General features: G+C 63.2%; 15 protein-coding genes. 4 read left to right on the forward strand and 11 right to left on the reverse strand.

The window, feature by feature from the left end; all coding sequences use genetic code 11:
* Position 1: 1 nt before the first annotated feature.
* The gene (locus tag PX52LOC_RS10630; protein WP_149110073.1) at positions 2-748 is read left to right on the forward strand and encodes a DUF7003 family protein; all 747 of its coding nucleotides are present in this window, start codon (positions 2-4) and stop codon (positions 746-748) included.
* Between the two features lie 70 nt (positions 749-818).
* Here the strand turns inward: PX52LOC_RS10630 and PX52LOC_RS10635 are convergent, their stop codons facing one another.
* The 3 genes from PX52LOC_RS10635 to PX52LOC_RS40380 all read right to left on the reverse strand — a co-directional run bounded on the left by PX52LOC_RS10635 (position 819) and on the right by PX52LOC_RS40380 (position 5,586).
* Positions 819-2,297: a Do family serine endopeptidase gene (locus PX52LOC_RS10635; RefSeq protein WP_149110074.1), complete on the reverse strand. Its 1,479-nt coding sequence runs from the start codon at positions 2,295-2,297 to the stop codon at positions 819-821.
* A gap of 838 nt (positions 2,298-3,135) precedes the next feature.
* Positions 3,136-4,764, reverse strand: coding sequence for an ArnT family glycosyltransferase (locus tag PX52LOC_RS10640; protein WP_149110075.1), 1,629 nt, complete (start codon positions 4,762-4,764; stop codon positions 3,136-3,138).
* 81 nt (positions 4,765-4,845) lie between these two features.
* Complete coding sequence (locus tag PX52LOC_RS40380; RefSeq protein WP_168218916.1) at positions 4,846-5,586, reverse strand: tetratricopeptide repeat protein; 741 nt, start codon at positions 5,584-5,586, stop codon at positions 4,846-4,848.
* A gap of 97 nt (positions 5,587-5,683) precedes the next feature.
* Here PX52LOC_RS40380 and PX52LOC_RS10650 point away from each other — a divergent pair, with 97 nt between their 5' ends.
* The 3 genes from PX52LOC_RS10650 to PX52LOC_RS10660 are packed head-to-tail and all read left to right on the forward strand — an operon-like array spanning position 5,684 to position 7,459.
* Positions 5,684-6,250 (forward strand): FKBP-type peptidyl-prolyl cis-trans isomerase, encoded by a 567-nt coding sequence (locus PX52LOC_RS10650; RefSeq protein WP_246173688.1) that lies wholly within the window; start codon positions 5,684-5,686, stop codon positions 6,248-6,250.
* A 17-nt stretch (positions 6,251-6,267) separates the two neighbouring features.
* A complete protein-coding gene (locus tag PX52LOC_RS42395) occupies positions 6,268-7,074 on the forward strand; it encodes an FKBP-type peptidyl-prolyl cis-trans isomerase (RefSeq protein ID WP_168218917.1) in 807 nt (268 codons plus the stop codon).
* Positions 7,075-7,102: 28 nt separating this feature from the next.
* A complete protein-coding gene (locus PX52LOC_RS10660) occupies positions 7,103-7,459 on the forward strand; it encodes an FKBP-type peptidyl-prolyl cis-trans isomerase (RefSeq protein WP_149110078.1) in 357 nt (118 codons plus the stop codon).
* Positions 7,460-7,492: 33 nt separating this feature from the next.
* Here the strand turns inward: PX52LOC_RS10660 and PX52LOC_RS10665 are convergent, their stop codons facing one another.
* The 8 genes from PX52LOC_RS10665 to shc all read right to left on the reverse strand — a co-directional run bounded on the left by PX52LOC_RS10665 (position 7,493) and on the right by shc (position 14,976).
* Positions 7,493-7,942, reverse strand: a complete 450-nt coding sequence (locus PX52LOC_RS10665) for a phosphatase domain-containing protein (protein WP_149110079.1) — start codon at positions 7,940-7,942, stop codon at positions 7,493-7,495.
* Positions 7,943-8,183: 241 nt separating this feature from the next.
* The gene (locus PX52LOC_RS10670; RefSeq protein WP_149110080.1) at positions 8,184-8,420 is read right to left on the reverse strand and encodes a hypothetical protein; all 237 of its coding nucleotides are present in this window, start codon (positions 8,418-8,420) and stop codon (positions 8,184-8,186) included.
* A gap of 186 nt (positions 8,421-8,606) precedes the next feature.
* On the reverse strand, positions 8,607-9,602 hold the full coding sequence (locus tag PX52LOC_RS10675; protein ID WP_149110081.1) for a DUF1559 domain-containing protein: 996 nt from the start codon (positions 9,600-9,602) through the stop codon (positions 8,607-8,609).
* Positions 9,603-9,761: 159 nt separating this feature from the next.
* Positions 9,762-10,469, reverse strand: a complete 708-nt coding sequence (locus PX52LOC_RS10680; protein ID WP_149110082.1) for a leucine-rich repeat domain-containing protein — start codon at positions 10,467-10,469, stop codon at positions 9,762-9,764.
* Between the two features lie 278 nt (positions 10,470-10,747).
* The gene (locus PX52LOC_RS10685; protein WP_149110083.1) at positions 10,748-11,299 is read right to left on the reverse strand and encodes a TIGR02996 domain-containing protein; all 552 of its coding nucleotides are present in this window, start codon (positions 11,297-11,299) and stop codon (positions 10,748-10,750) included.
* On the reverse strand, positions 11,296-11,961 hold the full coding sequence (locus tag PX52LOC_RS10690; protein ID WP_149110084.1) for a phosphorylase family protein: 666 nt from the start codon (positions 11,959-11,961) through the stop codon (positions 11,296-11,298). Before PX52LOC_RS10690 ends, PX52LOC_RS10685 begins: the two co-directional genes overlap by 4 nt.
* On the reverse strand, positions 11,946-12,965 hold the full coding sequence (gene hpnH / locus PX52LOC_RS10695) for an adenosyl-hopene transferase HpnH (protein ID WP_149110085.1): 1,020 nt from the start codon (positions 12,963-12,965) through the stop codon (positions 11,946-11,948). Before hpnH ends, PX52LOC_RS10690 begins: the two co-directional genes overlap by 16 nt.
* Positions 12,966-13,038: 73 nt before the next feature.
* The gene (gene shc / locus PX52LOC_RS10700) at positions 13,039-14,976 is read right to left on the reverse strand and encodes a squalene--hopene cyclase (RefSeq protein ID WP_178132547.1); all 1,938 of its coding nucleotides are present in this window, start codon (positions 14,974-14,976) and stop codon (positions 13,039-13,041) included.
* Positions 14,977-15,147 lie beyond the last annotated feature (171 nt).

The following is a 15,147-nucleotide window of genomic DNA, read 5'->3' on the forward strand; positions in this document are numbered from 1 at the left end:
CGTGCCGAAGCCTTTCAACTCACGCGGCATTCTTGCCGTTCTCGATCAATGCTGTGATTCGTTGACGTTCCCGATGCTCGATAACGGGTATGTTTACTTGGCCGCGACAAGGCTCTCACTCTACCGCTCGCCGCAGGATTGGGCGATGGTGGTTGAAAACTTTGGGTACTCGCCGCGGGGCGGATTACCGGATACGGCTCTCTACACGTTTGCCAGCCGTCTCCACGACCGCGACCAACCGAAGGATTACGTCACCCGAGAAGCTTATGAGATGTACCTCGCGAAGAACCCGCACAACGAGACACGCTTTGTCTTCCCGGTTCAGGAGGGGAAATGGCAGGACGCTTCAACGGTCGAACTCGTTGCGAAGGATGCCCGGGTTGTCTCCGTGCGGAAAAATCGCGTGTCGTTGCCCTCGCACGACGAATACCTTCGTCACGGCATCGAACTCGAAGAGCCGCCCCGCGTGCAGGTGTTCGAACTCTGCCGATATCTAGCCGCTGTCCACCGAGACGACGTACTGGCTACACCGGAAGAGCAACGCATCAGTGTGCGTCCAGAGATGGAACGCATTCTGCAAATTGACGAATGGAATCACCCGGACGTCGCGGACGACGAGCGCCCCAGCAAGTCGGAAACATTTCGACAACTCGCCCGGGTTCTGGCAACCGGCGACGTGCGAAAGTATCGACCGAAGCACGCGCCCAACACACACTGGCAGAATTGGCCTAACGGCGGGCGGCTATGAACGGCCCTCGAAAAATAACGAGGCCGAGAGCAACTGCTCTCGGCCTCACGCCGTCATAACGCACTTCGCGTTACTTCACCTTCAGTACCACGAAGTCCGACTCGCCGTTCGGTCGGGTCACTTGCAGCAACGCGCCCTTCTCCTTCGAAGCGGACGCCATCGCTTGCTCGAAATCCTTTGCCGAGGTGACGGCCGCCTTGTCCACCTTCACGATCAACAGGCCGCGGACGAGGCCGACGTTGGCGGCGGCCGAACCGCGATCCACGCTCATGATTAACGCCCCCTTCGTGTCGCGGGGGAAGCCGAGTTGGGCGGCGAGTGCGGGCGTCAGATCGGACACGTTGAGGCCGGCCACGTCGAGTCCCACATCGGCTGGGACGCGGTTCGGCGTGCTGCGGGCCGTCCGCTCTTGGCCGTAGTCGTCGGGCTGTTCTTCGATGGTCACGCCGACGGTCGTTACCTTGCCGTCGCGGACGATTTGCACTTCCGTTGACTGGCCGAGCGGCATCTTCGCGACGAGCCGCGGCAGCGTGTTCACGTCCTTCAACTGCGTGCCGCCGACGGACAGGATCACGTCGCCGGCTCGCAGCCCGGCCTTCGCCGCGGGGGTTTTATCGTACACCTTCGTGACCAGCACGGGGTTGCTGTCGGCCGGCACCCCGAGGCGGGTCGCCAGTTCGGCGTCCACTTCCCGCACGCCCACGCCGAGGTAGCCGCGCTTCACGCTGCCGCCGCGGAGCAGTTGGTTGCTCACGTCCTTCGCGAGATTGCTACTGACCGCGAGGCCGACGCCGTTCGAACCGCCGCCGCGAGTCTTGATGGCGCTGTTGATGCCGACGACTCGGCCTTCAAGGTTCACGAGCGGGCCGCCGCTGTTGCCGGGGTTCATGGCCGCGTCGGTTTGCAGGAAGTCTTCGTACTGGTTCAGCTTCAAGTTCTGCCGGGACTTCGCGCTGACGATGCCCTGCGTCACCGTGCCGGTCAGGCCGTAAGGTGCGCCGACGGCCAGCACGCGGTCGCCGACTTCCATCGCATCGCTGTCGCCGAATTCGAGGAACGGCAGCGGCTTGTCGCTCTTGATCCGGACGACGGCGAGGTCGGTCTTCGGATCGCGGACGATGTCGCCGGTCGTGAACTTGCGGCCGTCCGGGAAGCCGACTTCGAGCGTGTCCGCACCGTCCACGACGTGGAAGTTCGTGAAGATCACGCCGCTCGGGTCGATGACGAAGCCGGAGCCGAAGCCGAGGTTCGGGTTGGAATTCTGATCGTCTTGGTTCATGCCCTCGAAGTACTTGCGGAACTCTTCGGGCACGTTCGGCGGGAGTTGTTGTTGCGGCCGGCGGTTGGCGACGCGCTTTGTGGCCTTTGCCTCAATGCTCACCACGGCCGGGACGACGCGCTTGACCACGTCGCGGTACGAAGTGAGTTCCTTCGGCATGACGATCGGCGGTGCGATCTGGCCGTGGATTTGGTTGTCGATGACGATTCCGAACAGCCCGCCGATGCCGAGGCACAGGGCGGCGAGAGGTAAGTGAGAGACGAGTTTCATGGTTCCTCCGAAATCCAATTCTCCCCAGGATTGGCGGACGTTCAGGCGTGCCAAATTATACGGGGGACGATCGGGTGATCTTTGAAAACAAAATCGCGGCCCGGGAACATTCCCAGCCGCGGGTGGGTGGGACTTCACTTCGATGTGAGTTGATATTCAATTGCCATGCCAATTCGTCGCAGACGTCACAAGTGCTACAGACGTGAAAACTTGATCAATTCCGGCGAGGATCGCGAGGGCTCTTGCGAAGTGTCAGAATGACAGCGGGCTGTCACTCACCTCGGACTTTGTGCGCCGAAGGCGTCCGCGCATCAAGCCAGGGGCGGAAGCCCCTAGGATCGACCTCACCCAACATCAACGCCCCGGAGGGGCCGACGTGCGTCGGCCCCTCCGGGGCGGAATCGGCAATCTGTCCTGCGGCTTTCGCCCCAGGCTTTATGTGCGGGCCGTGGTGTGGTCGAAGAGGTGAGAGAGAATTCGTTGTCGTTGGGAGCGGATCACGCCGCCGCGCGGCAATTCACGATCGGCGATTGAAAGGGGCGGCGGATCGTCTTGCGGGCCGTCGCGGCGGGTTCCGGACTGCTGAGCGTGTACGATTGGCACTTCGGGCAGGGTCGCGATTCGATCGCCTCGCGTTCATACTCTGACCAGATACCGACGAGCGTCCAGGCGTGTTGGCACTTGGCGCACTTTACCGTCCAGGTCGTCCTCACGTTGCACCGTCCTCAAGTGGTTTGTCGGCGGCGGCGGGGGCCGGGATGTTGTGTCTTGGCGGGCTTCGGCTTCGTGAGGCCTTCGTCGTGGACCTGGGCAACTGGGGCCGACCGGGTCGGGCGGGTTAGTACTGGCTTAGCTTGTGACTCGTCGGGAAGCCCCGATAGCCGCGTGCGATCCAGAGCTTCCAACCGCCGACCGTCACCCCGTTTTCCCGGTATTCCACGCGGTAAGGACCGTCACATCGCTCGAACACCGCGTTCATGTCGGGCATCTTCTCGCCGACGTACACGAACGTGCGACCGCAGAAAGCTTGCGCGTCGGCCACGGGGTTTGGCCGCCACACGTCGTACTGGCTAAAGCGGTCGCTGAGCGCGACACCGAAGGTGTAAACTTGAGGATTTCCCTCGCAATAAAAGCCGAGTTCGCCGGGTAGAGTCCACACCATCGCTCCAGTCAGCGACTCTTGCCCATCTTCCGAACGCACGAGATCCCGCAACTTGTCCACTTCACCGGCGAGATACCTCCAGCCACGGAGGCGGGCGGTCGGATCGAGGTTGCGGACGGGGGCCAACTGATCATCCGTCGGCTCGGCAGCCAGCTTCGCAAACAACGGCAACGCGAGGCGCGGGAACCGCGCGACGATGGTCAGTGTCAGGGATGCGAGGATGCCGAGTGCGAGGCACGCGATCACGAGGCGGCGGTAAATCTTACTCTCACCTTCAAATTGTCGCCGAAGCCATGCCACGGCCAGCACGATCCCCGGCAGGTACGCGGTCGCCGGCCAGTTCGGTTGCACCTTTACGCGCAGGCTGAACGGCAGCATCATCAGCACGAGCGGCACGGACAGCCACCAGAGGAAGGCGAAGTGCGGGTTTGCCTCTCGGCCGGGGCGGAACGTCCACGCGGCGGCGAGCCAGACGCAGAACCAGTAGCCGACCAGGAACGCGAACTGCCCACCGAGATAGTCGAGCAGGCCGTACCACTTGAACCCGATCTTCGGCCCCGTGGCCAGCCCCGCTTGCCCGAACAGGTGCCACAAGCCGAGCCAGTCGTGCGTCGCGTTCCAGACCAGGATCGGAATCAGGCCGAGACAGCCGAGAAACGTCATCCGGCGGAAGCCGCAGCCGAAGAGCGTGGGTCGCCGCGAGTGGTCCACGATCAGGAACAGCCCGATCAGCACCGGGAAGGCGAGCATCGTGTACTTCGTCAGTGTGCCGACGGCGAGGACGATGCCCGCACGGGTCCAGCTTCGATCGTCGTTCTCGAAGATGGCGCGGTGGACGAAGACGAGCGCCCACGACCAGCAGCAGAGAAACGGTGCGTCGATGGTCGTCAGCACCGCCCCGGCCGAGATCGGCGGCAGAGTTAGCACGACCGCGACGAGCCAGAACGAGAGCTTCGCCGAGCCGAGCGTTCGGCGGGCAAGGCGGTCCAGCGCGACGAGCATGAGCGTACTGCACAGCACGGCCGGTAGGCGCACGGCGAAGACGGTGTTGCCAAAGAGTTCGCAACTGCCGCGGATCAGCCAGGCGACGAACGGCCCCTTGCTGTAGTAGCTCCAGGCCAGGTGGCGGGACCAGTCCCAGTAGTGGGCTTCGTCCGGCGACAAGTCCAGCGGCGAGACGAACAGGTAGAGCGTGTTCAGCACCGCCGCCGCGAGAATGAGCAGGTAGACGGCCGCCGACCACGACAGGCGCAGTCGCGGCAGCACGAGGGCGGTTTTCAGGGGTTCGGCGAGCGCAGAGTTCATCCGGGTGACAATCTCACCCGGATTCGAGGGGTTCCGTCAAGGCGAAGTGCCAGACCGTAGGTCGGCCACGGCTCGGTCGACCTACTTTCGCGCCTTTGCCACGGCGAGGTGGACTTTCGCCACGTCCCACATGTAGTGGCTGATCTCGTACTTCTCCACCGCCGGCGTCAGGTGTTCGATCACCTTCTTGTTATCACCCTCAGCCTCGTACCACAGGCCGACGTAGAGGTGGCCGTAGAAGCGGGCTTCTTTGCCGGCCTCGGTCTTTGCGTCCACTTTCTCGGCGGCAGCCATCACGTCTTCTGGCTTTAACTTGCCGGCGAACAACTTCTGAATCTCCGCCATCGGCACGCGGCCGTCGCGGGTCACGTCGATCAGTTCCGCCGCGGCCTTTTCCTTGCCGACGACCTTCACGTTGCAGAGATAGTGCCAGACGGCGTTCTCCACGTCCTGCGGGTTCACCGTCTTGTGCGTCTCGAACTGCTTCACGCCGTCCTTGTACCGCTCGGCATAGTACAGCGCGATGCCCCGTCGCCAGTGTTCCGGCCCCTGCTTCGGGTGGGCGTCCAGGTACTTGTCGAAGTCCGCGATGGCCTCCTTGAACTTGCCGAGCTTCAGGTAGGCGTCCCCGCGAACGTCGTAAGTTTCGGCCGCGGTCGGGTCGGCCTTGATGGCGGCGGTGAACGCCTCAATGGCCTTTTCGTTCTCGCGCTTCGCCGCGAGTGCCCGGCCCTTGGCGAGTTCCGTGGCAGACAAGTTTTCGTCCGCGAACGAGGGCCAATGTGTTGCGGCGACGAGAACGAGGACGAGCGCGAATCGCATGGCGGGCCTCCGGGAGTGGGCGTGTACTCGTTCTCGGCAGACAACCCGCGAATGACAACTACAATGTGCCGAACGGTATCCCCCCGGAGAGTGGCGTATGAGTGACCGGCCCGGTAAAGAGCAGATGATGAAAATGTTCGTCCCCGCCATCGCGATTGCCGTCGTGATCCTGTTGGTGGGTGTGCTGGTAGCGTACCGGAACAACGAGGACACGTCCGGCCCGTCGAACGCGAAGCCGATTCCCGGCACGGCGGCCAAGCCCGGCGTCCAGATCCCGGCCGACATCGAAGGGCTGACGCTGGACAAGCCGCCGGAGAACGCGCCGGAATGGAAGGACATCGGTGACGGGCTAAAGGTTTGGGACGTGAAGGAAGGGACCGGCGATGAGTGCGTGCCGGGTGCCCACGCGGTCATGCACTACACCGGGTGGACGCTCGACGGGAAGATTTTCGACAGCAGTGTCAAACGAGGTGCCGTGCCCGACTTGCCCGCCCTGGGCAGCCTCATCGAAGGGTGGCAGAAGGGCGTCCCCGGCATGAAGCCCGGCGGCATTCGTCGCTTGTACATCCCGTGGAAGATGGCCTACGGCGAACGAGGGAGCGGGGCGAGCATCCCCCCGCGAGCGGACCTGATCTTCGAAATTAAGTACTTCGGCACCAAGTAACTCCCACCGGAGGTTCCATGACGCGATTCGTACTGCTCCTCGGCCTCTCGCTCGCCCTCGGCGGCACGGCGGCGGCCGAGGACAAGAAGGAAGCCCCGAAACTCCCCGCGCTCGACGCCAAGGAGTGGAAGGAACTCAAGGACGGCGACGGCCTGAAAGTTTGGGACGTGAAGGAGGGCAAGGGCGAGGCGGCCGCGAAGGACGCCATCGTCACCATCCACTACACCGGCTGGCTGACCGACGGCACCGTCTTCGACAGCAGCGTCGTCCGCGACAAGCAGGCCACGTTCCCGCTCGGCCGGCTTATCCAAGGCTGGCAGCGCGGCATCCCCGGCATGAAGCCCGGCAGCGTGCGACGGCTGCACATCCCGTGGAAACTCGCTTACGGCGAGGACGGCCGGCCGCCCAAGATTCCCGAGAAGGCCGACCTCGTGTTCGAGATCGAACTCTTCGCCGTCCACAACCTGCCGGCCGCCGACGCGAAGGAGTGGAAGGCCGTCAAGGACGTGGAAGGCTTGAAGTACTGGGACACGGTCGAGGGCAAGGGCGACGCCGTGGTCGCCGACGCGACTGTCACCATCCACTACGCCGGGTGGACGCTCGACGGCAAAGTCTTCGACACGAGCCTCGGGAAAGAAGAGGCCACGTTCCCGCTCGGCAACCTCATCCAGGGCTGGCAGAAGGGCATCCCCGGCATGAAGCCCGGTGGCATTCGCCGCTTGTACATCCCGTGGAACATGGCCTACGGCGAACGCGGCAGTCCGCCGAACATTCCGCCGAAGGCCGACCTGATTTTCGAGATCGAGTTGTCCGGTTCGAAGTAACTTTTCCCCTCAGCGAAGGAGTACCATCATGACGTTTCCCCCACTCGACGCCCCGGAATGGAAGGACATCGGCGGCGGCTTGAAGGTCTGGGACGTGACCGAGGGCACCGGCACGGCCGTGCCGGCCACCGCGTCGGTGACGTGCCACTATACCGGCTGGACGACCGACGGCAAGAAGTTCGACAGCAGCCTCGACAGCGGCAAGCCGATCACTTTCCCGCTGTCCGGCGTCATTCAGGGCTGGCAGAAGGGCATCCCCGGCATGAAGCCGGGCGGCACGCGGCGGCTGTCGATCCCCGGCGCGATGGCCTACGGCCCCCGTGGCATCCCCGGCACGATTCCGCCGAACGCGACGCTGGTCTTCGAAGTGCAACTGGTGAAGTGAATTCTCGGCCCCGGCACGGTCGTGCCGGGGCGTTCAGCCCCGCCTCTTCTTCTCGAATTCTTCGAGTGCCTGAATCTGGTCCGTCGTCTCGATCGACCCCTGCCGCAACTGCCGCACTTTCTCGATCGCGTCCTCTGCCGACAATCCTTGCCCGACGAAATACGCGGCCAGCGCCGTGCCGGTGCGGCCCTTGCCGGCGGCGCAGTGGATAGCCACGCCGAGGCCGGACTTGTTCGCCCGGTGGATGGTGTCGAGGATAGTTTCGAACTGCCGGAGGCTGGGGGCGGCCATGTCGAGGACGGGTACGTGAACGAGCATGAGGCCGGCGTCGTTGACCCACTGCCGCGGGGCGGGCGTCTCGGTGAGCGAGACGAGCACCTCGATGCCGTTGCGGCGGAGCCAGAGCAAGTCTTCGGCCGCGTCCGGGAACGCGAGGGCTGCGACGTGAGGGCGGTCGATCCAACTAAACCCGGGCGGCGGCATCGGCGGTCTCGCGTGAGGGTAAAGACATCCTACGCGAGCCGTCCAGTTGTGACAGCCACTGTCTGCGAGAGTTGGTGCGGACGGCGAATGATTCGGGTGGTCGGCTCTTGAGGAGAACCGACCACCCGAATGAAGTTTTCCACGTCTTCAATTATCGTTTCCGACTCCGCTCCGCGCACTAACGAAAAACGACCCGGAGGTTTGATACCTCCGGGTCGCTGGCGTTCGCCCGGTGAAGTTATTATCGTCTGCGAGAGCGTTCTGCGTCATCAACCGATTGCTGTTGCGTCTTCTCCTTCGGCAAATTCTTCTGGCGGTCGGCTTCCGCATTTGTCACCGACTTCTGATTCGCCTCTTGCTCGGCAATCTGTTCGGGCGATGCGTCCTTGATTTCGACTTTGCCGCCGGAAGACTTGCCGCAACCCAGCATCGAGGTCGCCAACACCAACACCAAAAATAACCGCTTAATCTGCCGCATGGGTGAAATTTCCTTGAGTGCGGAACGGCAATCTCAGTTCAGGATGAGGGCTTTGCCGCCGTTCCGCGAGCCGGTGCGGTCCGTTTCGTTCACGTACATCGTGAACGAAACGCCACCGAGCCGTCCTGGGTCCCCCAAACCTTTCTTGACGCGGAAATGTCTTATTAACGAGCCAACTAAGTATTTTTAGTTGTCCAGGCCGAGGGTCTCCCCGCCCGCCCGCGTGCCGGCAGCGGCCCAAGCGGCGGCGGACACGTTGAACGAAACGAACCTTACCGAACCATCCCCCAGCACCATGTTCAAGCCACCGGTGTGCGGGCTCCCGAACATGGGTTGCCAGAAGGTGCCGCTCGTGCCGTTGGCCCCGGTGCCGATCGTGCACTGAATGTTCGGCTTCGGGCGGTAGTCGATGGTCGCCGCCGATCCGTCCGTCAGGCCCATACAGTTGGTGCAGGAAAACGTCCCCGTCGGCGTCCCCGTACTCCGAATGTGGTCTTCATCCCACCCGGCGTTGCACCAAGGTTCGTTATTCCCCCCGTCGCGGCTGTTCCCTTGCGCCATCGGGTGCAGCCACTTTTCGCCCACCAACACAGTGTTCGAGAGGCCGTCGATCACGCTGCCGGTGATGATGGCCGCATTCGAATACAGTTTCGTGCCGTTCTGAGACGTGATGGGGGGGGGCACGATCATGCCGCCGGCGTCCTTGGCCAGAGAGGTCCCCGCACAGCCGGCGTAATCCGACTTGAAGATCCCATTGTCGAGGCCCGGGGCGCGAGCCGAGGGGCAGGTGTACACCGGGATGACCGTCGAGTTCACGGTCGCCGCGGTCACAACGGTTTGGACCTGGCCTTGTTCGACGAACGGCAAAATCTGATATTCCCAACTGTACCCTTCGCGGTGGGTGCCGTCGGACTGTTGGACCCAGTTACAGCAAGCCGTCGAGCCCGCACCCGCCCAGTTTCCGTCCGCCGCCCCACCCGGGAATCCGCGGTAGGTGTCGTGATAGCCGTGGAAGGCCAAGCCGATCTGTTTCAGGTTGTTGCTGCACTTTGCCCGGGCGGCCGCTTCGCGGACCTTTTGCACCGCGGGCAGTAAGAGGCCGATCAGAATGGCGATGATCGCGATCACGACGAGCAACTCGATGAGCGTGAACGCGCGGCGGATGGAACCTTGCGGGAGCATGAGCAAACGACCCGAGCAGGAAAGAATAAGAGTCCTGGGCACGGGAAAATTTATTCCGCCCACGTGAAGAACCGGCGAAGAGCTGTAGAGGATCGAATGAAATGCTCAGCCGGTCAGGCCGTGACTTTCGTCGAGACGTGCGAGCAGGCGAGGGTCCACTCAGGGTATTTGAACCTTGTTGGCCGAAGTTGAGCGCATCTCGCGAAACATACGGTCCATATCGATCCGACTTTCGATGGAACCGAGTTCTCGCTCATCCCACCCGAACAATTCCGATCCGACTTGAAGCAACCACTCGGTTTCGAAATCGTTGCTCAGGACGTCATAACTCGAAAGGTGCCTGGCGAACGGAGCCTGGGAAAGTTCACGAATCCCCTCTCGGCCGATCGCACACCTCTGAATTTTTAGTTCTTGCAGTCGTTGCAGGTGAGGCGAGCGGGCCAATGCTCGGACGCCCGTGTTACCGATCGGATTGCCCTCCAAGTTGAGGGTCCGAACCGTTCGCAAGATCGGGCTGGCCGCGAGGCGTTCGATGTCACCGGCGGTCAACCGGCAGCGGGCAAGATTGAGTCGCCAGAGCGAAGTCATGGGCGAGTCTGACAACAGGTTGCACCAATCGCCTCGGAGGTCATTGTCCGAGAGGTCCAGTTCGACCAGTTGCCCGGCGTTCGGTGTCGTTACGATTCGCCCCACAGTTTCCGACGTGATCCGATTGCCTTCCAAACTTAGCCGCCGCAGACGCGGGGAACGAGCCAACAGGCCGCAGGCGGCGAACTCTGCGTCCGTCAGATCGTTGTGGCGGAGGTCGAGCTTCCTGAGATCGGCGAGTCGCGGGTCTGTGAGCAAATCGATCAGTGTGCCCTTCATCGCCGGGTCATCCCCGAAGCGGACGGAGAGTGAAAGCTCCTGAAGTCGGGGAAAGAACGGGGCGTCTGTGAGCGAGCGAAGGACGGACGGCGTAAGAGGCAAGTGTCGGAGGGACAGGGCGGTCAGTTTGTCCAGAAAGGGTGAACTCACAAGCCCGGTAACGAATCGATCGCCGAGGTCTCCTCCCCAACGCCTAGCAGTGAGGGATCGTAGGTTCGCGAAATGCGGATTATGGGTAACCAACTCGGCTTCATCATCCGACAGGCCCGAGGCATAGTTTAAATCGAGTTCCCGCAATTGGCTGAACGCCGGCGATGCGAGAGCAACCGGCGGACACTGACCTCATCTCTCTCGTAGGCATCGTTGTAGAAGAAGAGTTTGCGAACGTTCTGAAGGCGCGGCCAATCTGGTAGGGGTGAATCTGCCTTCAGGTTGCACAGTGTGATGTCGGTCAACGTGTGGCGTAAGAGGGACGCCTGGAATGTCGATTCGTCGAGGTCCGTATCACTGAGATAGGTTCGGTCACTGAAGCCGCGGTGCATTTGGTAATAGCCATAGCGATACGCGGAATTTGGGTCTTCTGTTCCCGAATCGGCCGCCCACGTCGACCAATGAGTTTCGAGCAACTCGCGGCACCGTTGGTCGAGCGTGTCGTATTCCGGGTCAATCTCATCAAGCGTCGCCAAGCGGACGTGGTGGCGGATGAACTCGGCCCGGGCTTGAGCCGCCTCATCGCCGCTCTCTTCCAGCCAGTCCGCGTACACCAAGCGGGGCAGGTCGTCGTCGGGGTTGGCGTGGATGGCCGCCAGAAGCGACTGTTCGTCCGTCATGCAATGGGTTCCACCGAAGGCCGCGAACGCACGACGGCATGAAGGGCGATGGCCAACTGTTCCGCCGCACGCTTCGTGTCGCGGGCGAGGCGTTGAAATTCCCACAAGATCGAGGGTTGCACGATGATGGCCGCTGCGGCCTTGAGGGGCGAGACACGCCCCCCGGCCAGAAGGTTCACCAGTCGCGGCGAAAGGGCGGTGTCAGCGGTGTCGGAGACGGCTTTCACGGCGAGAAACGAAAGACCGCGGGATGCGCAGACGTCCGCGACGGCGGCCGCCTCCATGTCCACGACGTCGGCGGCGGTGCGATCACGAAGTTCGCGTTTTTCGTGTGGCGTGGCGACGAGATGCGGAACCGTCAGGAGCCGACCGTTTCGTGGCAACGCGGGGCTTTCGGAGCGGAGCGCGGGGGCTGCAACCGCGTCGCCGTTCAGCGCACACGTCAGCACGTCGCCCACCTTCAGCGCCGGGTTCAACGCGCCGCAGAATCCCGCCGAGATTACCAACGCCGCGTCGCCCACGCCTTCCGCCGCCCGCTTCGCGGCGTCCAACCCCATGCCGGCGACCAGAACGCGAACCGGGAGGCGGCCTCGCTTCGCCAGCTTGCGAAACGGAGCCGCCTCCCGGTCCATCGCGAAAATCACGACTACGTCATTTGCCACTTGAGCATCTTCCAAGTGTCGCTGATCTTGCGGTTCACGCCGAGGGCGGCCGCGACTTCGTAACCGCTGTGCATCATGCAGTGCTCGCACCGCGGGTCCTTGCCGTAGCCGTACTGGCTCCAGTCGGTGTCGTTCATCAGGCCGTCGAACGTCTCGTGGTGCGCGTCGGTGATGAGGTAGCACGGCCCCTTCCAGCCCTTCACGTTCCGCGTCGGGCTGGCCCACGCGGCGCACGTCAGTTCGCGCTTGCCTTGCAGGAACTCCTTGTACACCGGCGACGTGTTCATCTTGTACTTGCGGAACAGGTCGTCGGCCTGGTTGAACTTCTCCATGATCTGCTGGCGCGTCAGGAAGATTTCCGCGGCCCCGTTCGGGTTGGTGCTGCATACCGCCGCGTAGCCGTAGGCCGGCGAGAGCATGAAGCCGTCCACGCCGAGCTTCGTCAGGTAGGCGTACAGGTCGTCGATCTCGGCCATGTCCGTTTCGCGGTAGACGGTCGTGTTCGTGCAGACGAGGTGCCCGGCCGCCTTCGCCGCGATGATGCCCTCGATCGCCTGATCGAACACGCCCTCGCGCTCGACGGCAATGTCGTGGTTCTTCCGCATGCCGTCGAGGTGGACGTTGAAGAACATCCGGCTCGTCGGCTTGAACTGGTCGAGCTTCTTCTTCAGGAACACGCCGTTCGTGCAAAGGTAAATGTTCTTGCGGCGCTGGAGGATGCCCTTCACCAGATCGCCGATGCCGGGGTAGATCAGCGGCTCGCCGCCGCAGATGCTGATGATCGGCGCACCGGATTCGTCCACCGACGCGAGGCACTCCTCGACGCTGAGCTTCTGCTTGATGGTGCTCTCGTACTCGCGGATGCGGCCGCACCCGGTACACGTCAGGTTGCAGGCGTGCAGCGGTTCCAGCATCATCACGAGCGGGAACCGCTTCTCGCGGCTGATCTTCTTCTTGACCATGTACCCGGCCATGTTGGCCGTCAGGCTGAGCGGGAAGCGCATGTCAGATTCCTAAAGGAGTTAGCCGCAGATGGACGTCGAGAGAAGTAAATCCGGTTCGGGTTCTGATCTGCATTTATCCGCGGTCGCCTGCGGCTAATTGCGCATACCGACCGAGGGCCATGAGAGGGAAGTAGTGGGCGTACAGGTGGTACTTCAGGTAGAAGACTTTCGGGAAGCCGGTGCCGGTGAACGGCTCTTCGGTCCAGGTGCCGTCCGCATTCTGCTCGCCGACGAGGTACTCGATGCCGGCCCGCACTTCGGGGCTGTCGGTTTCGCCGGCCGCGAGAAGACCGAGGAGTGCCCAGGCGGTTTGCGAGGGGGTCGATTCGCCCTGCCCGGCGAGAGACGGGTCGTCGTAACTGCGGCAGGTTTCGCCCCAGCCGCCGTCGGCGTTCTGATTCTCTTTCAGCCACCGCACGCCGCGGCGGGCCATCGGGGCGGTCATGTCGAAGCCGATGGCTGACAAGCCGGCGAGAACCTGCCAGGTGCCGTAGACGTAGTTCACGCCCCAGCGGCCGAACCACGAGCCGTCGGCTTCCTGCGTACGGGCGATGAACGCAATGGCCGCATCAACGTGCTTCTGCCCGACGCGGTGGCCGTAGTGCGAGAGGCTTTCGAGGATGCGGGCCGAGATGTCTGGGCAACTCGGGTCGAGCATCGCGTTGTGGTCGGCGAACGGCACCTTCGTGAGAATCTCTTTGTTAATGTTCCGGTCGAACGCGGCCCACCCGCCGTCGGAGTTCTGCATCGCGAGCAGCCAGTTGACGGCCCGCTGTACCGCCGGCTGATTCTTCGCGTGGCCGCTCTTGGAGAGGGCGATGAGCACCATCGACGTGTCGTCGGTATCCGGGTAGAAGGCGTTCGCGTACTCGAAGAACCAGCCGCCCGGCTCGCACCGCTTCGCGGTTCGCACCCAGTCGCCCGGCGTTCGCACTTCCTTGTCCAGCAGCCACGCCACCGCGGCCGTGCTCTCGGCTGAATCGCCCGGTTGGCCGGCGTCGGTCGCGCCAATCAGCGAAAGGGCCGTGTCCCACACGGGCGAGACGCACGGTTGCAGTCGCAGCGTGTCGCCCTCTTCGATGGCGAGGTCGTCGAGTTGCTTCATCGCCCAGAGGTATTCCGGGTCCGTTTCCGGCACGCCGAGGCACTTCAGCACGACGACGGTGTAAATCATCGGCGGGAAGATCGCCCCGAGGCCGTCACTGCTGGCGAATCGTTCGCGCATCCAGGCCACGGCCTTCCGCAGAGCCCAACGGCGGAACGGCGTGAACCCGATGCGCTCGGCGAATTTCAGCCCCGTGTCGATCTTCAGAAAGGCGTTCGCCCAGGAGAACCGCGGTGGTTTCACCGTCGGCGTCCACGGCGTCGCGGGGTCTTCGAGGAACAGTTCGCGCACGCCCATCGCAGGCGGCAGTTCCCGCACCGGGCGGTAAGCGTTCACGACAGCAAGCGGCACCACGATCGTGCGGCTCCAAGCCGACATCGCGTAGATGTTGAAGTAGAACCACCGCGGCAACAGCACCATCTCGACCGGCACCGTCGGGCAGTTGTCGTAACTGATCTGGCCGAGCAGCGCGAGGTAGAACCGCGTGAAGCTGTTGCACGCCGCCGCCCCGCCGAGCTTGCGAATCGTGGCGGCAGCGCGTTGCATGAGTGGCTCGTCGGCGGCGTGGCCGGCGATCTTCAGGGCGAAGTACGCCTTCACCGACACGCTGATTTCCGACGGCCCGCCGGGAAAGTTCGGCCAACCGCCGTCGGGGAGTTGTTTCGCGAGCAGGTAGTTGGCGATCTTGCGGACACGCGGCTGATGCTCTTGCCCGAGGAACGCAAGCAGCAGGATGAATTCGGATTCGAGGATCGTGTCGCCTTCGAGTTCGCCGACCCAGTGCCCGTCGTCTTTCTGCTGGGCGAGCAAGGCCGTGCGGCCGCGATCAGCGGTTTCCCGCACGGCGTCGAGGAACGCGGCGAATTGTTCGTTCGGGCGAGCGTGTCGAAGGGTGCTGGCGGGCACGGGAATCCTTTCCGCTGATACCGCAATCGAATCCGTGAGTGTTCTCGTGGGTGACAGTGTAGTGACGCGGGCGGGATTTCCGCAAGCCCACGCGGAAAATCCTGCCCCATCGGTACAACCGGCGAGCGGCCCGGCGTGGGCGGGCCGTGTCTGCGTGGGACAGACACGGCC

The sequence above is a fragment of the Limnoglobus roseus genome, from assembly GCF_008254045.1.
GTDB classification, from domain to species: domain Bacteria; phylum Planctomycetota; class Planctomycetia; order Gemmatales; family Gemmataceae; genus Limnoglobus; species Limnoglobus roseus.